The organism is Phenylobacterium sp. (genome assembly GCF_031181185.1).
Classification (GTDB): domain Bacteria; phylum Pseudomonadota; class Alphaproteobacteria; order Caulobacterales; family Caulobacteraceae; genus Phenylobacterium.
In genome coordinates, this window is record NZ_JAPSKZ010000012.1 from 18,377 (window position 1) to 37,674 (window position 19,298).

General features: G+C 72.3%; 20 protein-coding genes and 1 tRNA gene. 10 read left to right on the top strand and 11 right to left on the bottom strand.

Annotation, left to right across the window (positions count from 1 at the left end; genetic code table 11):
* Positions 1 to 37: 37 nt before the first annotated feature.
* Positions 38 to 703: a glutathione S-transferase family protein gene (locus RIF93_RS02655; protein ID WP_309088183.1), complete on the bottom strand. Its 666-nt coding sequence runs from the start codon at positions 701 to 703 to the stop codon at positions 38 to 40.
* A gap of 136 nt (positions 704 to 839) precedes the next feature.
* Here RIF93_RS02655 and RIF93_RS02660 point away from each other — a divergent pair, with 136 nt between their 5' ends.
* Positions 840 to 1,805 carry a LysR family transcriptional regulator gene (locus RIF93_RS02660; RefSeq protein WP_309088185.1) on the top strand — a complete coding sequence of 322 codons (966 nt, stop codon included), beginning with the start codon at positions 840 to 842 and terminating at the stop codon, positions 1,803 to 1,805.
* On the opposite strand, the gene RIF93_RS02665 is transcribed toward RIF93_RS02660, so the two are convergent.
* A complete protein-coding gene (locus RIF93_RS02665) occupies positions 1,802 to 2,722 on the bottom strand; it encodes a small ribosomal subunit Rsm22 family protein (protein WP_309088187.1) in 921 nt (306 codons plus the stop codon). The two genes, RIF93_RS02660 and RIF93_RS02665, sit on opposite strands and share 4 nt — an antisense overlap.
* A 46-nt stretch (positions 2,723 to 2,768) precedes the next feature.
* Positions 2,769 to 5,096: an acetate--CoA ligase gene (acs, locus tag RIF93_RS02670; protein WP_309088189.1), complete on the bottom strand. Its 2,328-nt coding sequence runs from the start codon at positions 5,094 to 5,096 to the stop codon at positions 2,769 to 2,771.
* A 128-nt stretch (positions 5,097 to 5,224) separates the two neighbouring features.
* On the opposite strand from acs, the gene RIF93_RS02675 reads away from it, so the two are divergent.
* Together RIF93_RS02675 and RIF93_RS02680 are read left to right on the top strand one after the other, a co-directional pair.
* Positions 5,225 to 5,695 (top strand): hypothetical protein, encoded by a 471-nt coding sequence (locus RIF93_RS02675; protein ID WP_309088191.1) that lies wholly within the window; start codon positions 5,225 to 5,227, stop codon positions 5,693 to 5,695.
* A gap of 14 nt (positions 5,696 to 5,709) precedes the next feature.
* Positions 5,710 to 6,459, top strand: a complete 750-nt coding sequence (locus RIF93_RS02680; RefSeq protein ID WP_309088193.1) for a creatininase family protein — start codon at positions 5,710 to 5,712, stop codon at positions 6,457 to 6,459.
* Between the two features lies 1 nt (position 6,460).
* On the opposite strand, the gene RIF93_RS02685 is transcribed toward RIF93_RS02680, so the two are convergent.
* The 5 genes from RIF93_RS02685 to tsaD all read right to left on the bottom strand — a co-directional run bounded on the left by RIF93_RS02685 (position 6,461) and on the right by tsaD (position 10,431).
* A complete protein-coding gene (locus tag RIF93_RS02685) occupies positions 6,461 to 7,528 on the bottom strand; it encodes a cell wall hydrolase (protein ID WP_309088195.1) in 1,068 nt (355 codons plus the stop codon).
* A 187-nt stretch (positions 7,529 to 7,715) separates the two neighbouring features.
* Positions 7,716 to 8,081, bottom strand: a complete 366-nt coding sequence (locus RIF93_RS02690; protein ID WP_309088197.1) for a Rieske (2Fe-2S) protein — start codon at positions 8,079 to 8,081, stop codon at positions 7,716 to 7,718.
* The gene (locus tag RIF93_RS02695) at positions 8,068 to 8,349 is read right to left on the bottom strand and encodes a YciI family protein (protein ID WP_309088199.1); all 282 of its coding nucleotides are present in this window, start codon (positions 8,347 to 8,349) and stop codon (positions 8,068 to 8,070) included. Before RIF93_RS02695 ends, RIF93_RS02690 begins: the two co-directional genes overlap by 14 nt.
* A gap of 4 nt (positions 8,350 to 8,353) precedes the next feature.
* The gene (locus RIF93_RS02700) at positions 8,354 to 9,346 is read right to left on the bottom strand and encodes an NAD(P)H-dependent glycerol-3-phosphate dehydrogenase (RefSeq protein ID WP_309088201.1); all 993 of its coding nucleotides are present in this window, start codon (positions 9,344 to 9,346) and stop codon (positions 8,354 to 8,356) included.
* Positions 9,343 to 10,431: a tRNA (adenosine(37)-N6)-threonylcarbamoyltransferase complex transferase subunit TsaD gene (tsaD, locus tag RIF93_RS02705; protein WP_309088203.1), complete on the bottom strand. Its 1,089-nt coding sequence runs from the start codon at positions 10,429 to 10,431 to the stop codon at positions 9,343 to 9,345. The genes RIF93_RS02700 and tsaD overlap by 4 nt, the downstream gene beginning before the upstream one ends.
* A 71-nt stretch (positions 10,432 to 10,502) precedes the next feature.
* On the opposite strand from tsaD, the gene hemC reads away from it, so the two are divergent.
* Entirely contained in the window at positions 10,503 to 11,480 is a 978-nt protein-coding gene (gene hemC / locus RIF93_RS02710; protein ID WP_309088205.1) for a hydroxymethylbilane synthase, read from the top strand.
* On the opposite strand, the gene RIF93_RS02715 is transcribed toward hemC, so the two are convergent.
* Both RIF93_RS02715 and RIF93_RS02720 read right to left on the bottom strand, forming a co-directional pair.
* Entirely contained in the window at positions 11,477 to 11,620 is a 144-nt protein-coding gene (locus RIF93_RS02715; RefSeq protein WP_309088206.1) for a hypothetical protein, read from the bottom strand. The two genes, hemC and RIF93_RS02715, sit on opposite strands and share 4 nt — an antisense overlap.
* Positions 11,621 to 11,623: 3 nt before the next feature.
* Positions 11,624 to 12,853 carry an alpha/beta fold hydrolase gene (locus tag RIF93_RS02720; RefSeq protein ID WP_309088208.1) on the bottom strand — a complete coding sequence of 410 codons (1,230 nt, stop codon included), beginning with the start codon at positions 12,851 to 12,853 and terminating at the stop codon, positions 11,624 to 11,626.
* Positions 12,854 to 13,044: 191 nt separating this feature from the next.
* Between RIF93_RS02720 and RIF93_RS02725 the strand changes: the two genes are divergently transcribed.
* From RIF93_RS02725 to RIF93_RS02745, 5 genes are all read left to right on the top strand, one after another.
* Positions 13,045 to 13,749 carry a uroporphyrinogen-III synthase gene (locus RIF93_RS02725; RefSeq protein ID WP_309088210.1) on the top strand — a complete coding sequence of 235 codons (705 nt, stop codon included), beginning with the start codon at positions 13,045 to 13,047 and terminating at the stop codon, positions 13,747 to 13,749.
* On the top strand, positions 13,746 to 14,588 hold the full coding sequence (locus RIF93_RS02730) for a hypothetical protein (protein ID WP_309088212.1): 843 nt from the start codon (positions 13,746 to 13,748) through the stop codon (positions 14,586 to 14,588). Before RIF93_RS02725 ends, RIF93_RS02730 begins: the two co-directional genes overlap by 4 nt.
* Positions 14,585 to 16,099, top strand: coding sequence for a heme biosynthesis HemY N-terminal domain-containing protein (locus tag RIF93_RS02735; protein WP_309088213.1), 1,515 nt, complete (start codon positions 14,585 to 14,587; stop codon positions 16,097 to 16,099). The genes RIF93_RS02730 and RIF93_RS02735 overlap by 4 nt, the downstream gene beginning before the upstream one ends.
* 52 nt (positions 16,100 to 16,151) lie before the next feature.
* Positions 16,152 to 16,227 (top strand) — tRNA-Thr (locus tag RIF93_RS02740).
* A gap of 108 nt (positions 16,228 to 16,335) precedes the next feature.
* Complete coding sequence (locus RIF93_RS02745) at positions 16,336 to 17,232, top strand: hypothetical protein (RefSeq protein ID WP_309088215.1); 897 nt, start codon at positions 16,336 to 16,338, stop codon at positions 17,230 to 17,232.
* On the opposite strand, the gene RIF93_RS02750 is transcribed toward RIF93_RS02745, so the two are convergent.
* Positions 17,229 to 17,438 carry a hypothetical protein gene (locus RIF93_RS02750; RefSeq protein ID WP_309088217.1) on the bottom strand — a complete coding sequence of 70 codons (210 nt, stop codon included), beginning with the start codon at positions 17,436 to 17,438 and terminating at the stop codon, positions 17,229 to 17,231. The two genes, RIF93_RS02745 and RIF93_RS02750, sit on opposite strands and share 4 nt — an antisense overlap.
* Positions 17,439 to 17,534: 96 nt before the next feature.
* Between RIF93_RS02750 and RIF93_RS02755 the strand changes: the two genes are divergently transcribed.
* The gene (locus RIF93_RS02755) at positions 17,535 to 19,160 is read left to right on the top strand and encodes an acyl-CoA dehydrogenase family protein (protein ID WP_309088219.1); all 1,626 of its coding nucleotides are present in this window, start codon (positions 17,535 to 17,537) and stop codon (positions 19,158 to 19,160) included.
* Positions 19,161 to 19,298 lie beyond the last annotated feature (138 nt).

Below are 19,298 nucleotides of genomic sequence, written 5' to 3' on the forward strand. Positions count from 1 at the left end.
GCCGCCCGCGGAAGCTTACGAGATTGTCACGCGCCGGTTACGCCGCCGCCTGCTGGCCGCGCAGGTACGCGACTAGGCCGAAGAACCGCTCGAACACCGGAGCGAAGTGCGGCCGCGCCTGCATCCGGGCAAGCCACGCCTGGATGTTCGGATAGGGCGCAAAGTCGTAGGCGGCGAGCTCGCCCAGCAGGACGTACGAGACGCCCAGGTAGTCGGCGAGCGTGATTTCGGAACCGCAGAGATAGTCCCGGCCGGCCAGCATGTGCTGGTCCAGCACCTTCAGCCAGCGCGGCGCGTGGTCGGCGCCGTAGGCCATCAGCGCCTGGGTCAGCTCAGGCGGCGCGCCGTGCGGCACGCCAATGTTCGGGTAGCAGACCATCAGGCAGAAGTACGCGTGGAACTGGGTCGAGAACCACGAGATGGCCTCGTCCACCCGGGCGCGACCCTGCAGATCGGTCGGATACGCGCCGGAGCCGGCCTTGCGGGCCAGATACTTCAGGATCGCCGCGCTCTCGCCCAGCTTGAAGTCGCCATCGACCAGGAAGGGCACAATGCCGTTCGGGTTCAGCGCCAGGTAGTCCGGTTCCAGGTGGCCGCCGGCCATCAGGTCCACGTGCACGATCTCAACCGGCAGCTCGTGTTCGGCGATGAACAGCAGCACAGGCCTGGAGGTGGTGGAGATCGGGTCGCAGTAGAGCTTCATGGCGCCTTCACGGGAATTTGGCCGCCGAGGTTCGACGATCGTGGTTCTGTAGGAAGCGCCGGGGAGTACCTATGTCACGGCCAAGGTGCAATCTGCGTCCTTGCAGCGAGGTTCTGCACAACTGCAGAGTAGGCTCATGTACGACTGGAACGACCTGAAGGCCTTCCTGGCGGTCGCCCGCGGCGGCTCGACCCTGGCGGCGGCCAAGGCGATGGGCGTCAACCAGACCACGGTGGCGCGCCGGATCGAGAGTCTGGAAGCCGCGCTTGGCCTGAAGCTGTTCGAGCGCGGCCAGAGCGGCAGCCGCCTGACCTACGCCGGCCAGGACCTGGTGGGCGAGGCCGAACGCGTGGAGCAGGCCGCCGACCGGTTCGCCAACCGCGCGGCGGGCCACCAGCGCGGCATGGCCGGAACCATTCGGGTCACCGCCACCGAACTCCTGGCCAACCTGCTGCTGATGCCGGGCTTGGCCGAATTCCGCCGCAAGCATCCCGAGGTGCAGGTGGACCTGATCGTCACCGACCGGCCGCTGGACCTGCAGGCCGGCGAGGCCGACGTGGCGATCCGTTCGAGCGTGACCCTGGCGACCTCGGACCTGATCTCGCGCAAGCTGATGGACCACGACTTCGCGCTCTACTGCAGCCGCGACTACGCCGCCCGTCGCGGCCTGCCGACGCCCGAGACCCTGAAGGATCACGACCTGATCGGCGGCGAGATGGAGATGGCCGAGGGTCCTGGCATGGGGTGGATGTTCCGCGCCGCTGGCGGCAAGGCGCCCGTCACCCGGTCGAACACGCTGAACAACCTGCTGCACGCCATCAAGGCCGGCCTGGGGGTGGCGCCGATGGCTTGCCAGGCGGCCGACGCCGACCGCGACCTGGTGCGGTGCTCGGGCGAGATCGAGGAGGCGCGGGGCTCATCGTGGCTGCTGACCCGCCGCGAGCTGAAGGACACGCCGCGCGTCCGGGCCTTCATCGACTTCATCGTTCCCTACCTGCAGCAGCAGAGCAGGCTGCAGCTCGAGCACGGCCGCCGCATGCAGGCGCAGGCCGCCGCCAACGACCTGCACGCCGTCGGCCGCGCCGGCGAGGCGGCCAGCTAGTCCTCGAACACGTCGCCCCAGCCCAGCCGGCGGGCCTTGGCGTAGGCGGCCTTCTCGCGGCGGCCGACGAAGCGGGTCTGCGCGCCTTCGGGGCCGCACAGGCGCAGCTCGATGCCCGGCTTGCCGGCGCGCGGCGGCGTCAGCACCCGCGCCCGGCGCGTCTCGGCCGCCACCGTGGGACGGGCCGCCAGCAGATAGGCGAACTTCTCGTCCTCGAACGGCAGCTCGGCGCCCTTGGCTAGGCGGTGGTCGCGTGAGCGGGGCAGGCGCACGCTGAAGTGACACCAGTCGGGGCCCGTCAGCGGGCAGGCGGCGTGGTGCGGGCAGGGCGCCAGGATCGCCGCCCCTTCGTCGATCAGCGCGTCCCGCGCCTTGAGCAGCCGGGCGAAGCCGGCCGGCGTGCCGGGCTCGACAAGCGCCAGCACGCCCTCGCAGGCGGTCCAGAGCCGGCGGACCAGCGGTCCCTGTGCGGGGTCCGGTATCTCCGCCAGCGCATAGCTCGCCATGACCAGGTCGGCGGCCGGCAGCTCGGCGGCGGCGGTCAGGTCCGCGCGGCGCGCGTCGGCCTGGCGCAGCGCCTCGGGCCCGGCCTGCGCCAGCCGGTCGGCCAGCGCCAAGAAGGGCGCGCTGGCGTCCAGCCAGGTCACCGTGCCGATGTCCGGAAAGGCCTCCAGCGCCGCCCAGCTCCCGCCGCCGGGTCCTGCGCCCGCGTCCAACAGACGGGCCGGCGCGAAGTCGGGCGCCATCCGGCGCGCCTCGGCGAAGACCGCGGCGCAGGCGGCGTAGGTGGCCGGCAGGCGGGCCAGCGCATAGGCGAGCGCGTCCTCGGGCCCTCGGATCGCACGCGCCGAGGTGCCGCCGGAGCGGTAGGCGGCGGTGGTCGCGGCCGTCCGCTCGGCGAGTCCCTTGCGGGACACGCCTTCCAGCTCGCGCGCGATGGCGGCCTTCAGCGGCGGCGGCAGGTCAGGCGACAGCTTCGGTCTGGGTCTTGAGGATCTCGTCGATCACCGCGGGGTCTTCCAGGCCCGCGACATCGCCTGCCGGCTGGCCCTCGGCGATGCGCTGCAGGATTGGCCGCACGATCTCGCCCGCCGCCGTGCGCGGCAGGCGGCCGAAGTGGATGAACCCCGGGACTGCGCCCTCGCCCAGCTCCCGCCGCAGCATGGCGCGGATGTCGGCCCGCATGATGTCGGTCGGCTGGAAGCCGCGCTCCAGGGTCAGGAACAGGGCCAGGCCCCTGGCGCCGGCGTCCAGCACCACGGCTTCGGCCACCGGCGCATTCTTGATCAGCAGCTGCTCGACGTCGGCGGCGGGGAACACCTTGCCGCCCACGTAGATCACGTCCGTCTGGGTCCGCGCGGCGCGGTTCTTCACCAGGTCGTCGACGACCGCGGGGTCGGCCAGCGTCGAGGTGTCGCCCAGGTTCGACAGGTCGTCCTCGGCGATCTTGCGCAGGATGCGGCGCATGATCTTGCCCGACCGCGTCTTGGGCAGGCCGGGCGCGAACTGGATGACGTCGGGCGCGGCGAACGGCCCGATCTCCCGCCGCACATGGCCGCGCAGGTCCACCTGCAGGATCTCCGAGGCCTCGACGCCCACCTTCAAGGTCACGAAGCAGTAGATGCCCTGGCCCTTGATCTCGTGCGGATAGCCCACGACCGCGGCCTCGGCGACGGCGTCATGGCCGACGAGGGCGCTCTCGATCTCGGCGGTGCCCAGGCGATGGCCCGAGACGTTGATCACGTCGTCCACCCGGCCGGTGATCCAGTAGTAGCCGTCCTCGTCCCGGCGCGCGCCGTCCCCGGTGAAGTACTTGCCGGGATAGGTCGTGAAATAGGTGTCGATGAAGCGCTGGTGGTCGCCATAGACGGTGCGCATCTGGCCAGGCCAGCTGTCGGTCAGGCACAGGTTGCCCGAGGTCGCGCCGTCCAGCGGCTTGCCGTCGGCGTCGACCAGCTGCGGCTTGATCCCCGGCAACGGCTGGGCGCAGGAGCCGGGCTTCAGCGCATGCGCGCCTGGCAGCGGGCTCATCAGACAGGCGCCCGTCTCGGTCTGCCACCAGGTGTCGACAATCGGGCAGCGGCCCTCGCCCACCACCCGGTGGTACCAGCGCCAGGCTTCCGGATTGATCGGTTCGCCCACGGTGCCCAGCAGTCGGATGGTGTGGCGGCTGGCCTTCCTCACCGGCTCCTCGCCCTCGCGCATCAGGGCGCGGATGGCCGTGGGCGCGGTGTAGAAGATCTCGACCTTGTGCTTGTCGCAGACCTCCCAGAAGCGCGACGAGGTCGGGAAGTTCGGCACGCCTTCGAAGATCAGGGTCGTGGCGCCGTTCGCGAGGGGGCCATAGACGACGTAGCTGTGGCCGGTCACCCAGCCCACGTCGGCGGTGCACCAGAAGATCTCGCCCGGCCGGTAGTCGAACACGACCTCATGGGTCCAGCTGGCCCAGGCCAGGTAGCCGCCGGTGGTGTGCAGCACGCCCTTCGGCTTCCCCGTCGAGCCCGACGTGTAGAGGATGAACAGCGGGTCCTCGGCGTTCATAGGCTCCGGGTCGCAGGTGTCCGGGACGGTGTTCTTCAGGTCGCCGAAATAGACGTCACGGCCCTCCACCATCGGAACCTCTGTGGGCGTGCGCCGCACGACGATCACGTCGGTGACGCCCGGGCAGGACTTCAGCGCCTCGTCCACATTGGCCTTCAGCGGCACGACCTTGCCGCCCCGCAGACCCTCGTTGGCGGTGATGACGATCTTGGAGTCGCAGTCCTGGATGCGGCCGGCGAGGCTGTCGGGCGAGAAGCCGCCGAACACGACCGAATGCACTGCCCCGATCCGCGCACAGGCCAGCATGGCGGCGGCCGCGGCCGGGATCATCGGCAGGTAGATGGTGACCCGGTCGCCCTTCTTGACGCCCTTCATCTTCAGGACGTTCGCCCAGCGGCACACCAGGGCCAGCAGCTGCTTGTACGTCAGGGCGTCATACGACTGGCCGTCGTCGCTCTCCCAGATGACCGCGATCTGATCGCCGCGCTCCGGGATGTGGCGGTCCAGGCAGTTCACCGAGACGTTCAGCACGCCGTCGGCGAACCAGCGGATGCGGAAGTCATCCTTGTCGAACGAGACGTCCTTCACCTGGGTGAAGGGCGTGATCCAGTCCAGCCGTCGGCCGATGTCGCCCCAGAAGCCGTCGGGATCCTCGTCCGCCCGCTTGCATGCGGCGGCGTAGCCCGCGGCGTCCAGATGGGCGCGCTTGGCCCATTCCGCGGGAACCGGGAAAACCTCGCCGTCCGACATGCTGACGCTCCTCACACGCGACCGATGCAGGACGAGTATGCGGAGTGACCCCCCTCACGCAACACGCCGCAGGGGATAACGCCTCGGCCAAGCTTGCCGTGACTCAGCGCCGCCGGCATTTTCCGCCGATGCTTCGATCGGGTGCGGTGGTGGCGCTGGGGGCGCTGGCTTTGGCTTTGGGCGGCTGCGAGGGCCGCGCCAAGGCCGATGCCGCCGCGAGCGCCGAGCGCCTGCTGGCGGCTGCGCAGGCTGGCGACCGCGTCGCGTTCGAGGCCGAGATCGACCGCGACGCCGTGCGCGAGGACGTCCGGCGTCAGCTGGTCGAGCTGGCCCGCGGCCAGGGGCTTGAGGTCGATGGCGGGCCGTCCGAGTTCGCCCTGGACCGGATGATCAGCCCCGACGCCTTCCACGTCGTGCGCTCCCAAGACGAAGAGCCCCTCAAGGCGCGGATGAAGGTCGCGGACGGCAAGGTCTGCCTGCCGGCGGACGACGCCGCCGACCGATGCCTGCTCACCTTCGGCAAGAGCGACAAACGCTGGCGTCTCGTGGGGATGCAGGCCATGGGTCTGACCATCCAGGTCGCCGAGGCGGGCGACTAGACGACGAGGCCGTCATGCTGCTGCACCTTTCCACCTGGGCCGAGATCGAGGCCTTCCTTGCGCGTTCGAAGACGGTGGTCGTCCCGATTGGCTCGAACGAGCAGCATGGCCCCACCGGGCTGCTTGGCACCGACTGGCTCTGCCCGGAGATCATCGCGCACGAGGCGCAGAAGGCGGGTGACATCCTGGTGGCGCCGACCTTCAACATCGGCATGGCCCAGCACCACCTGGACTTCCCCGGCACCATTGCGCTCAGGCCCTCGACCTTCATGCTGGCGATCGGCGACTGGTGCCGCAGCCTGGCGCACGCGGGGTTCGAGAAGCTGTATTTCCTGAATGGCCACGGCGGCAACGTGGCCACCATCGAGGCGGCGTTCTCGGAACTTTACGCCGAGGCCAGCTACGCCGGCCGGCCGCGGGGCTTCGCCTGTAAACTGAAGAACTGGTGGGACCTGAAGGGCGTCACCGCGCTCGCCAACCGCCAGTTCCCCACCGGCCACGGCAGCCACGCGACCCCGTCCGAGATCGCGGTGACCCAGTGGGCCTACCCCGAGAGCATCAAGTCCGCGAACTACGCGCCGCAGATCGCCCCGACCGGTCCGATCCGTGAGGCGACCGACTTCCGCGCCCGCTATGCGGATGGGCGCATGGGCTCCGATCCCGGCCAGGCCACCCCGGAAAAGGGCGGCGAGCTGGTCAAGGCCGCCGCCGCCGCGCTCCTGGAAGACGTCGCCGAGTTCGGCGCCGAGCCGTCGCCGCGCTAGCTCAGTACGAGAGCCCGCCGCCCATCTGGCCGGGACCGCCGGGGGCGGCGATGCGCGCCGGGCCTTTTGGCTTCGGACGACCGGCCCAGTCGAGCTCTTCCGGCTTGGCGAGTTCGCCGGCGTCCTTGGCCACCACCTCGGCGGCGACGACCAGCTGCTCGGTGACGACCCGCGCGATCTCGGCCGTCTTGGCCGCCTCCACCGCCGGCGCCTGAGCCGGCTGGGCGCTTTCCACCGCCATGGACGCGAGCCGCAGGCTGGCGGCGTCCTTCGGCAGGCCGTCCAGCTTGGCCATCTGCAGGGTCGCCTCGCCGCCCTGGTAGCGGCCGCCGAACGCCGGCGGCAGGCCCCAGCCGCCCGTCCAGCGGTAGAAGATGTGTGCGCCGACCTGGGCCACCTTCAGCAGGTTCGGGCTCCAGTACGGGGCGACGTAGTTGGCGTGATAGTGAGTGGCGTTGCCCACCTTCTTCATCACGTAGCCGTTCAGCGCCGCGGTCGCGACCTGCCGGGCGCGGGACCAGGCGGCGGGGTTCGGCGCCCGCGCCAGCGAGCCGTCGCAGGTGAAGGTGAACTGGCAGCCGGTCCGGCGCTCCGAGCCCTGGAAGACCACGCCGCAGACGGTCTTGGGATAGGCCGGGTGGCGCATGCGGTTCAGCACCACCTGGGCCACGGCGCGCTGGCCGTCCGTGCTTTCCCAGGCCGCCTCGTAGTAGACGGCCGCGGTCATGCAATCGAGGGCGCGGGCCTCGTCCAGCACGCTCTCCGCTTTCAGGCGGAACGGCTTGGCCGGCGGGTTCGGCAGGGTCGAGATGGGGTTCGATGCGTTCCAGAGCTGCGCCTGCTCGGGCGTCATGTCCTGCAGGCGGACGACGTCGGCCTGGGGCTCGGCGCTGGCGGCCGCGGGCGTGGCCGTCGCGGCGACCGGCGCCACTGCGACTTGCGGCGTTGTCGCCTGGGGCGCGCCGGCCAGGGCCACGCCGGCGGTCAGGCAGGCGGCCAGGGCCAGCTGCGCGCCCGCGAGGTGCGCGGCGTGGTCGCGAAGCCAGATCCTGCGCAGACGGAGAAGCACGCCCCCGAGCCCTTCGAAACGCTAGTCGGAAGCGCGACCGTGTAGGGTGAAGCTGTTCGTAAAGCTAGTCTTAATTTTAATAGAAGGTTAACCGATCAGGCGTGCGGCGTGGTCGGTTCCAGCTGGAGATTCAATAGGTCGGCAGACGATCTTCAGTATTCGCAGGGGCATGTTCTGGCGCCCTGCTTCAGGCCGTGAAGACCTCGCCATCGCGGATCTCGACGGGCCAATTGGTCAGCCGGTCGCCCACGCACGGACCCGCCACGCATTCGCCGCTCAGCCGGAACAGGGCTCCGTGGCCGGCGCACAGGATGTGCCGGTCGTCCCGCGTCAGGTAGCGGTCGGGCAGGCCCGACAGCGGCCAGCCGGCGTGTGGGCAGGAGTCCACGAAGCCGCGGACGGTCTCGCCCTGCCGTACGACGAAGCCCGCGAACAGGCGTTGGCCCTCTCGGAAGCGGAACCCCTTGGTCCCGGGATCGGCGAGGTCGGCGACGGCGCAGAGTCGGACGCCAGGCGGCGGCCGGGCGGGATTGTCGGGCTCAGACCTGGCCAATGGACGCCTTGAACGCCCGGATCTCGACCGAGCCCCAGAGGCCCGCCAGCGTGTAAGGGTCGGCGGCGTTGAACGCCTCGGCCGCGGCGCGGTCGGCGACATCCAGGATCAGCAGCGAACCGGCCATCCCACCCTCGTCGTCCAGCAGCGGCCCCGCCAGCTTCACCTGGTCCAGCCGTTCGCGGACATAGGCCAGGTGCGCCTCGCGGGCGCCCATGCGCACGTCCAGGGCGTTCGGCTTGTCGAGGCACATCAGGGCGAAGAGCATTCGGTCAGTCCTGTTCGTCTTTCAGCGGCCGGGAGAGCAGGCCTCGGATGGCGGTGTCGACGTCGGCCTCCCCGGCCAGGATGGCGGCCACGGCTTCGCAGATCGGCGTCTCGACGGCCAGCTTGCGGGCCAGCTGACGCACCGCGGGCGCCGAGGCGACGCCTTCGGCCACCGTCAGCTTGCCGGCCAGCGCCTCCTGCAGGCTCTGGCCGCCGCCCAGCGCCAGGCCCACGCTCATGTTGCGCGACTGCGGGCTGGAACAGGTCAGCACGAGGTCGCCCAGCCCGCAGAGCCCGGCCACCGTCTCGGCCTTGGCGCCCAAGGCCACGGCAAGCCGCGTCAGCTCGGCGAAGCCGCGGGTGATCAGCGCCGCGTGCGCCGAGCGGCCCAGGCCGCGGCCCTCGACGATGCCGCAGGCGATGGCCAGCACGTTCTTCACCGCCCCGCCGGCCTCGGCGCCGACCATGTCGCTGGCGAAGTAGGGTCGGAAGGTCGGCGTGGCGATCGCCTCCGCCAGGCTTTCGGCGCAGCCCTGTTCCGGGCAGGCCAGGGTCACCGCCGTGGGCAGGCCGCGCGCCACCTCGCCGGCGAAGCTCGGCCCCGACAGCACTGCGGCCCGCGCCTGCGGAATCGTTTCGGCCAGCACCTCGGTCATCAGCTTCAGCGAGCCCTGCTCGATGCCCTTGGAGCAGAGCAGGACGGGCAGGCCGTCGCGGGCGTGCGGCGCAAACGCGGTGAGGGTGGAGCGCATGTGCTGAGCCGGCGGCACGGCCAGGACGAAGTCCACGTCGGCAAGCTCGGCGTAGTCGCCCGTCGCCCGCACGGCGGGATCTAGGGTGACGCCCGCCAGGAAGGTCGCGTTCTCGCGGCGGGCGTTGACGCTCTCCACGACGTCGGGCTCGCGGGCCCACAGCACGACCTCGCGCCCCGCCCTGGCGCAGACCTGCGCCAGGGCCGTGCCCCACGCGCCGCCGCCGATCACACCGGCCTTGTTCATGCCTTGGCTCCCTTGCGTCCGGCCAGGTGGGTGGGGCTGGCCGCGGCGGCGGCCTCGTCCAGCGGCCAGCGCGGCCGGGCCACCGCGTCCAGCGGGTCCGACAGGCCCAGCGCCAGCCGCTCGGCGCCGGCCAGCGCGATCATGGCGGCGTTGTCGGTGCAATAAGCCAGGGGCGGGGCATAGAAGGCGAAGCCCCGCGCCTGCGTCGTCTCGGTCAGACGCGCGCGCACGGCCTTGTTGGCGGCCACCCCGCCCGCCACCACGAACCTCAGGCCGCGGCCTTCGTGGCGCTGGGCGTAGGCCTTCATGGCCCGGTCGGTGCGTTCGGCCAGCTGGTCGGCGATGGCGGTCTGCACGGCGGCCGCCAGGTCCCGGCGGTCGGCGTCCGAGCTCAGCCCTTCGGCGATCCGCGCCGCGGCGGTCTTCAGGCCCGAGAAGGAGAAGTCGCAGTCCTTCCGGCCCAGCAGCATGCGCGGAAGCGTGAAGCGGCTGGGGTCGCCGCCCTCCGCCAGCCGTTCCAGGGCTGGGCCGCCCGGATATGGCAGGCCCAGGGTCTTGGCGATCTTGTCGAAAGCCTCGCCGGCCGCGTCGTCGATGGTCGACCCCAGGCGCGTGCAGGCGCCGACCCCGGCGACCTCCAGCAGCTGGCAGTGCCCGCCCGAGACCAGCAGCAGCAGGAAGGGGTAGGCGATCTCGGCCCCCAGCCGTGCGGACACCGCGTGCCCTTCCAGGTGGTTGACCGCTACGAGCGGCAGCCCGCGGGCCAGCGCCACCGCCTTGCCGAACGACAGTCCCACCATCACGCCGCCGACCAGGCCGGGCCCGGCGGTGGCCGCGACACCGGTCAGGTCGCCATAGCCCGCGCCCGCCTCCGCGAGAGCGCGCGCGGCAATGCTGTCGATGCTCTCCACATGCGCCCGGGCCGCGATCTCGGGCACAACCCCGCCGAACGGGGCATGCGCGGCGATCTGGCTGCCCACGACCGACGACAGCACCTCGACGCGGCCGCCGGTCAGGCGCACCACAGCCGCCGCGGTCTCGTCGCAGCTGGTTTCGAGGCCGAGAACAGTGAAGGTGTCGGTCATCCGGTTGCCGGGGGCGGCCTGCTCCTGTAGCGAGGCGCTCTTCTGAAGGCTCCCGAGGTAGACTGCCGGCCGTGCCCACGCAACCGCCCGCCCATCCCAGCCAGGTGCGCATCGGGGCCCGCGGCTCCAAGCTCAGCCTGGCGCAGACCGGGACGGTTCAGCGCCGCATCGCCGCGGCCCTGGGCGTCGATCCGAGCGACCAGGCCGAGGTCGAGCGTGTGGCCCCCATCGTCGTCATCACCACGACCGGCGACCGCATCCAGGACCGCCGCCTGCTCGAAATCGGCGGCAAGGGCCTCTTCACCAAGGAGATCGAGGAGGCGCTGATGGACGGCCGCATCGACTGCGCCGTCCATTCCATGAAGGACGTGCCGGCGGCCCTGCCGGAGGGCCTGTGCATCGCCGCGATCCCCGAACGCGAGGATCCGCGCGACGCCTTCCTGAGCCGCGGCCCGGAACGCCTGGAGGACCTGACCCAGGGCGCCATCCTCGGCACCGCCAGCCTGCGCCGTCAGGCGCAGTGCCTGCACCGCCGGCCCGACCTGCAGGTCCAGCTCCTGCGCGGCAACGTCGATACGCGCCTGGCCAAGCTGGCCGCTGGGGAGGCCGACGCCATCCTGCTGGCCTATGCCGGCCTGCGCCGCCTGGGCCTCGGCCACCTGGCGACCAGCCTGATCGACCCGAAGGCGGCTCCGCCGGCGCCGGGCCAGGGCGCGCTCGCGATCGAGACCCGCGAGGCGGACCGCGACCTGCCGTGGGTCCAGGCCCTGCGTTGCGAGCCCACCACGCTCGCCGTCGCCGCGGAGCGCGGCGCTCTGACGGCGCTCGAGGCCTCGTGCAAGACGCCGATCGGCGCGCACGCCTGGCTCGAGGGCGGGACCTGCAAGCTCATCGTCGAGGCGCTCTCGCCCGACGGCCGCCTGCGCTTCCGTCACGCGGGCGAGGCCGAGCTCTCGCAGCTCGCCGACCCCCAGGAATCGGCCCGTGCGCTTGGGATTTCGCTGGGCGAGGCGATCAAGGCCGAGGCTGGCGACGCCATCGTCCTCTAGGACCGCCGCCGCCACACGAACGGCAGGCCAAAGATCAGCGGCAGGAACAGGAAGCCCAACCGGCCGCCGCTCAGCATCCAAACGCCGACGCTGAGCGCCAGGCCGGCCGCCAGGATCGCGAGCGTCAGGGGCCAGCGCACGGCTCAGGGCCTCCGCTCGCCGCGTGGCCGCGTTACGGGACCGGCTGGGCCGTCATAGGTCCGCCCGGCGTGCTCCGGCGTCGGCCGGTCGGCCCAGGCGGCGCCATCGGTGAAGACCCGGTCGGCGAACCGCGCGATCGCCTCGTTGTAGTCCTGCGCCAGCTCCACGGGACCGAGGTGGCCGGCCCGCGGCTGGACACTGGGCTCGGCCCGCGGCGCCCGCTCGACGATCGCCTCGCCGGCCGCCGGGATGGTGACGAGATCGCGGCCGCCGATGAAGACCAGGGTCGGGACCGACAGCGCGCCGGCCGAGGCCAGGCCCTGCCAGTTCATCATGGCGAGGTTCCCCCTCGCCTGGACGCCGGGGTGGTTCCGCGTCGCGGCCCGCGCGGCGTGCTCGAGCTGGGCGCGTGTCGGGCGCGTACCGAAGCCGCCGAACCGCATCGCCACGTGCGTGCCGCCGGACAGGTAGCTCTGCCAGTTCATCGCCCACACCAGCGGCCAAAGCATGATGTCGAGCCGCATCAGTGGGCCCAGGACCGGCTTCATGGCGTATAGCGCCTTGCCGAGGATCGTCGTGCGGGTCGGATCCACTGGCGTGGTGTTCTCGAGCACGACGCCAAGGACCTGCTGGCCCAACACCCCGGCGTGTCGCGCGACGAAGGTCTGCACGGTCATGCCGCCGATGGAATGGCCGATCAGGATCACGCGCCGCGGCCACAGCTCGCGCACGACCGCCAGCAGATCGTCCGCGAAGCCGTCGAGGCTATAGAGTCCATCGGCCGGCCCGCGGGACTGGCCGAGACCCGCGAGGTCGTAGGAGACCACCTGATAGCGGCCCGCCAGCATCAGCCGGGCGTCGCGCCACATCCGTGCGTCCAGGCCCCAGCCGTGGACGAAAACGAGCGCCGGGGCTTCCGGCGGCCCCTCCGCCTCGACGTGGAGCCGCGCGCCGTTGGGGGTTTCAACCACGTGTCCCTCGCGCCGGCGCAGGCGGTCGGCGTCGTCGCCCGGCCGGGCCAGCAGCCACAGGACTGGCGTGCGCCCAAGCAGGGAGACCGTGAGGAGCGCCAGCCCCGTCCACAGGCGCCAACCAATGTCGTCTTCATAGATGACGCCGGTGGCCTCCAGCGTCTGCCGCAGATCCCACCAGGACCAGACGAGGTAGAGCCCGCCGGCCAGCAAGGCCAGCGAGACAAGCGCCATAAGACGCTGGAAAAGTTGCAGAAGCATCCGTCACCCGTTCCCGAGTCCAAGGCTGCGTAAGCCGCGGCGGCGGGGTGCGGTTCCGGCGACCAAGCGTCGCTTTAAGGTCACGCTTGCGTGCACAACTGTGACGGGTGGGCGCACCGGGATTGAACGCGGGGCCGACCGGCCTCAGGGTCGTTTCCAAAAGCTAAAGGGGTTCGGGGCGAGAAGGCAGCATGGCCGCCCGCCGTCAGAAGATCTGGATCACCCGCGCCCAGCCCGGCGCGGACCTCACCGCCGAGCGCGTGCGGGCGCTGGGGCATGAGGCGGTGGTGGCGCCGCTGCTCGCCGTCCGCATCCTGCCGAACGTCGCGGTCGATCTGTCCGGCGTCGCCGCGCTTGCCTTCACCTCGGCCAACGGGGTGCGCGCCTTCGCCGACGCCTGCGGGGAGCGGTCCCTGCGCGTCTTTGCGGTCGGCGCGGCCACCGCACAGGCCGCCCGCGCCGCCGGTTTCCGCTCGGTGCTTTCGGCCGACGGCGACGTCGAGGCGCTGGCGGAAGGCATCGGCATCCGCCGCAGCGAGCTGAAGGGCGCGGTCCTGCATCCGGGCGCCGCCGAGCCGGCCGGCGACCTGGCCGGCGCGCTCGAGAAGCACGGCGTGGAGGCTCGCCGCCTGATCCTCTACGAGACCGCTCCGGTCAGCCTCTCGCCCGAACAGGTGGAAGCGCTGGTCAGCTCCGACGCCGCCCTCCTGCACTCGCCGCGCGCCGCCCAGGTGCTGGCCAAGGTGCTGAAGGCCCGCCCCGCGCCCGGGTTGCGGGCTCTGGGCCTCTCCAAGGCGGTCATCAAGCCGCTGCAGCGCACGCCCCTCGCCGCCAAGGCCTATCCTCCGTTCCCGCTGGAAGCGGCGCTCCTCAACCTGATCGACCGCCGCCCATGAACCTGCGCGCCGACCCCGCCCTCCCGAAGGATCCCGCCGAGTACCGGCGCCGGCCCCTGGGCCTGGGCCTGTGGTCGCTGCTAGCCCTCTGCGCCCTGTGCCTGCTCGTGGGCGTGGGCGCCGGCGTGCTGGCTCCGCGGATCCTCGCCGAGCCGCCGGCGCCCGCCGGCATGCCCGCCTCCACGGAGGTCCCGACCTCCGTCGCGGCCGCTCCGCCCGAACTCGAGCGCGCCGAACCCGCTGAGATCCAGCGGCTGAACGCCCGCATCGCCGCCCTGGAGAGCGAAGGCGCCCGCACCAGCGAAGCCGCTGCCGCCGCCCTCGCGGCCGCCGCGCTGGTCGAGGCCAGCCAGGGCTCGGAGCCCTTCGCCGTCGAACTTGCCGCCCTGCGCGCCGCCTCGCCGGACCTGCCGGAACTCGCCGCCCTGGCGCGCGTGGCCCAGCAGGGCGCCCCCAGCCGCGCCCAGCTCGCCGCCGAGTTCCCGCGCTACGCCGCCCGCGCGGCCAGCGCCGCCCGCACGCCGGGGCCCGACGCCAAGCTTGGCGACCGCATCGTCTACGTCCTGTCGCGCGTCGTCAGCGTCCGGCAGGTGAGCGACACGCAGGGCCCTGGCGCGGACGCCGTGCTCGCCCGCGCCGAACAGGCCCTGCAGCAGGGCGACGTGGTTGGCGCGCTGAAGGCCCTCGACGCCCTGCCGCCCAACGCCCGCGACAGCATGGCCCCTTGGCGCGCCGAGGCTGAGCGCCGCGCCCATATCGACCGCCAGGCGGTGCGCCTGCGCACGCGGGCGGTGCGCGACCTGCAGGCGGCCGGCATCGCTTCGGAGGGCGCGGCATGATCCGGGCGGCGATCGTCTTCTTCCTGGTGGCCGCCGTCGCTGTCGCCGTCCTCGCGCTGACCGGCGACCCTGGCCAGGCCAGCGTCGTCTGGCTGGGCTGGCGCGCTGACATGACCGCCGCCGCGGCCCTGCTGATTGCGTTGCTGGCCAGCCTCGCCGCAGCCGTGATCTGGCGCACCGTGCTGTGGATCCTGGACGCTCCGCGGCGGACCGAGCAGGCCCGCGCCGAGGCCCGGCGACGGCAGGCGAACGACGTCCTGGCGCGCGGCTTCCTGGCCGCCGCAGGCGGCGACGGCGCCGAAGCCCGCCGGCTCGCCCGAAAGGCGGCCGATCTCGCCTCCGACACCCCAGCGCTCGTCCGCGTCCTCGCCGCCCAGGCCGCCGAAGCCGCGGGCGACGTGGAGGAGGCCCGCGCCGCCTACACCGCCATGCTGGGCTTCCCCGAGATGCGCCTGGCCGGCCACAAGGGACTGATGCAGCTGGCGCTCGCCCAGGGCGCCCGCGAGACCGCCCTGCGCCACGCCCAGGAAGCCTACGGCGAGGCCCGTTCGGCCCGCTGGGCCTGGCGCGCCCTGCTGGAAGCCCAGCTGGAAGGCGGCGATTGGGCCGGCGCGCTGTCGCTGGTGAAGGGCGCGCTGGACCGCAAGATCGTCCCGCCGGTGGTGGCTGAACGCGCCCGCGCCGCCCTGCTGGCCGCCTCCGCCGCTCAACTCGAGCATGCGCCCGAGCCCAAGGCGCGCGGCCTGGCCCTCGACCACGCCGTCGAGGCCGCCAAGCTGCAGCCGGGCTTCGCGCCCGGCGTCGTCATGGCCGCGCGCCTGCTGACCCAGGAAGGCAAGATCGGCCGCGCCGCCGCGACCGTGGAGAACGCCTGGCGGGCCGCGCCGCACCCGGCCCTGTGGCTGGCCTACCGTGACCTGCGCACCGACGAGACGCCGCGCGAACGCGCCCAGCGGCTGTCCGAACTCGCCGCTGTGAACCCGACGCATCGCGAGAGCCTGATCCTGCATGTCGAGCGGGCGCTGATCGCCGGCGACGCCGCCGCCGCCCGCGAGGCCGCCGCCGCGCTGGAAGCCGAGCCGCCCACGGCCCGGATCTGTGGCCTGATGGCCCGCATGGCCTTCGCCGCCGGCAGCCCCGACGAAGCCCGCGTGTGGCTGGCCCGCGGCATCAGCGCCCCGCACGAGCCCGACTGGTCCGACCTCGACCCCGAGGGCCGCGCCTTCGCCTACAACGCCCAGGACTGGGCGCGCCTCGTGATCACCTACGCCGAGACGGGCGAGCTGATCCATCCGCGGCACGAGCGGGCCGAGCGCTCCCTGCGCGAACTCCCCGAACTGCCGCTGGCCTACGACTCCGAGCCGATGCTCACCGAGCCGGTGCTCTATCCGGTGGACGCCGAGGACTACGGCGCCGAGCCGCCCGCGGGCCTCGAAGGCCCGCCTGCGGAAACGTCGCGGCGCGGCGCTGCGAGGCGGCGCTTGGCGAACGGCCCTCGAGCCGCTAAATAGGCGCCTCCCCGCGGGCCGGACCTCGGTCCGAACCGCGCGGGACGCCCTGTGGGCCGCCTTAGCTCAGCCGGTAGAGCGGCGCATTCGTAATGCGTAGGTCAGGTGTTCGAGTCACCTAGGCGGCACCACTTCTCCCTCTTCTCCCACATGAAATCCGCTCCGGCTGCGGCCCGCTGTCACGCGGGGGATGGCGTGGCGTGCGGCCGGCCTTACTCTCCTCGTGTTCGGGGGCAGGGATGACGATCGGCAGGGCGCAGTGGGCGACAGAGGTCTCGGCGGGGTTCATCCTCGACCAGATCAAGTTCGGCCGCGGCCTGTTCGACTTCCTGGACGCCCTGATCGTCGTGGCGGTCACCCAGGCCAACGTCGAGCTGGTCCTGCGCGACCCGGCCCTGCAGCGCGCCTACGCCGCCTATGACGCCCCGCCGCCCGACGAACTGCGCCGGCCGATCAGCGTCAACGCGCTGGCCCAGTCCCTGCGCCTGCCGTTCGAGACCGTGCGGCGGCGGGTGTCGCGCCTGGTGCTGTTCGGGATACTGAAGGTTTCGGCCGACGGCGTCTGGACGCCTGGGGCGAAGGTCCGCTCGCCGCTGCACCGCAAGGTCGCCGAGGCGGGGTACGCCCGAATGCTCGCGCTTCGGGCGCGGCTCGCGGTCCTGCCTGAGCTTCAGGACCTGCCCCGGGCCGAGCCCTGGGCGAGAACGTCCCCGCCGCTGCGCGCCGCCGCCCGCGTTTCCGCGGAGTACCTGCTGCGCTTCGTCGACCTGCTCACGGCCGAGATCGGCGACGTCGTCGATGCGGCGGTCTGGCTGGAGATCCTGCGCTCCAACACCGCCGAGAGCGATCGCGGCCCCGATCAGCGCGCAGACCGTCGAGCCGTCCGCCCCGCCCTGGTCGCCAGGCGGTTGGCCCTGCCCGCGGAAACGGTCCGCCGCCGCGCCGCCCAGCTGGTCTCGACCGGCGCCTGCGATCAGGTCGCCGCCGGCCTCGTCATCAGCGAAGAAATCCTCGCCCGGCCACAGTACGCGGCGCTCGCCGAACGCAACCTGGCGGACCTTCGCCGGATGCTGGCGCAGCTCGCACAGCTGGGCGCCTTCCGCTTGGACGAGGCGCAGACGCGGGCGGCAGCCTAGAGCCCTTCGGTCCGGGCTTCCTCTTCCTGCTCGCCCATCAGCGCCAGGTCGGGATGCTTGGCGATCAGCTCGGCGCGGTCACGGGCCAGCTGTTCCCAGTGGTCGGCCATCTCCAGGAGCTGGCCGCGCTGTTCCGGCGAGGCCATCTTGGCCGCCAGGTCGCGGCACTCCTTGGCGTGGAGCCGATACTCGGAGGCCTTCTTCATGGCCGGCACCCTGTCAGAGACGCCGCCGATCGGGAAGTGGTTGTCTTCCGTAGGGCGGCGCTGCCATGACGGGGCGAGGGAACGCAGGGAGCGCACATGGGCGATGTGCTGAGCCGGGCCGAGGCGGCGGTGCGGGCGCTGCGCGACTTCGCGGCCGAGGCGCAGGCCGCGGTCGACGCCGCCGTGACGCGCGAGCGGCTGGACGCCGAACAGCGCCGCGTCCACGCCTTCGCCTGGGCCGCCACCACGGTCGAAGCCTTGGCTCAGCTGCACGGCTGGGCGGCGCGGTCGCAGGCCCGCGGCGCGTTCGGCGAGGGCGAGGCCCTCGTCCTGCAGATCGCGTTCGGGGAGTACCTGGCCCAGCTCCTCGGCGGCCTGCCGATGAGCCAGAACGAGCTGGCCAGGCCCGCCGACTTCGGCGGAACGGCCGCCGCGGCGCAGCTGGCGGCCGACCCCTCCGCGGCCTGGTTCCTCGAGCACGGCAATACGGCGCAGGCCCGCGCGGCGCTGACGGCGCTGCTGATCGACGGCTGGCGTCCCGACGAGACCCTGGAGGACGACACGCTGGACGCGGTCCGCGGCCAGTTCCGCCGCTTCGCCAGTGAGCGCGTGGCGCCGTTCGCCCACGACTGGCACCTGAAGGACGTGCTCATCCCCGACGAGGTGGTGCGCGAGATGGGCGAGCTCGGCGTCTTCGGCGTCTGCATCGACCCGGAGTACGGCGGCCTGGGCCTCGGCAAGCTCGCCATGTGCGTCGTCTCGGAAGAGCTCAGCCGCGCGTGGATCGCCGCGGGTTCGCTCGGCACCCGCTCCGAGATCGCCGGCGAGCTGATCGCGGGCGCGGGCACGCCGCACCAGAAGGCCCGCTGGCTGCCGAAGATCGCCTCGGGAGAGGTGCTGCCGACGGCGGTGTTCACCGAGCCGGATGTGGGTTCGGACCTCGCCTCGCTCCGCACGCGCGCGGTCAAGGCGGCCGACGGCTCGTGGCGGATCACCGGGGCCAAGACCTGGATCACGCATGCCTCGCGCAGCGACCTGATGACGGTGCTGGTCCGCACCGATCCCGACAAGCCGGGCCACGGCGGCCTGTCGATCCTGCTGGCCGAAAAGACCCGCGGGACGCCCGATCATCCGTTCCCGGACGATGGTCTCTCGGGCGGGGAGATCGAGGTGCTGGGCTACCGCGGCATGAAGGAATACGTCCTGGCCTTCGAGGACTTCGCCGTGGCGCCCGAGGGGCTGCTGGGCCAGGCCGAGGGCCAGGGCTTCAAGCAGTTGATGCGCACCTTCGAGGCCGCGCGCATTCAGACGGCCGCCCGCGCCGTCGGCGTGGCCTGGAAGGCCCTGGACCTGGCCCTGGGCTATGGGATGGAGCGGCGCCAGTTCGGCCGTCCGATTGTCGAATTCCCCCGCGTGGCCGACAAGCTGGCGCTGGCGCTCGTCGAGACGGTGGCGGCCCGCGAGCTCAGCTACTTCGCCGCCCGCACCAAGGACGAGGGCCGCCGCTGCGATATCGAAGCCGGCATGGCCAAGCTGCTGGCCGCGCGCGTGGCCTGGTCCAACGCCGACGTAGGCGTCCAGGTGCACGGCGGCAACGGCTATGCCCTGGAGTTCGAGATCAGCCGCATCCTCTGCGACGCCCGCATCCTCAACATCTTCGAAGGCGCCGCCGAGATCCAGGCGCAGGTGATCGGCCGCGGCCTGCTGGCCGGTCGCCGCTAGGCGAAGCCCAGGCGACGCGCCTTTTCCACAAGGACCTGAGCCTGACGGATGGAGGCGGCGTCCACCATCCGGCCGTCGATGGCCACCGCCCCGCGGTTCGCCCGCTCGCCCTCGGCCAGAGCCTCCAGGATCCGCCGG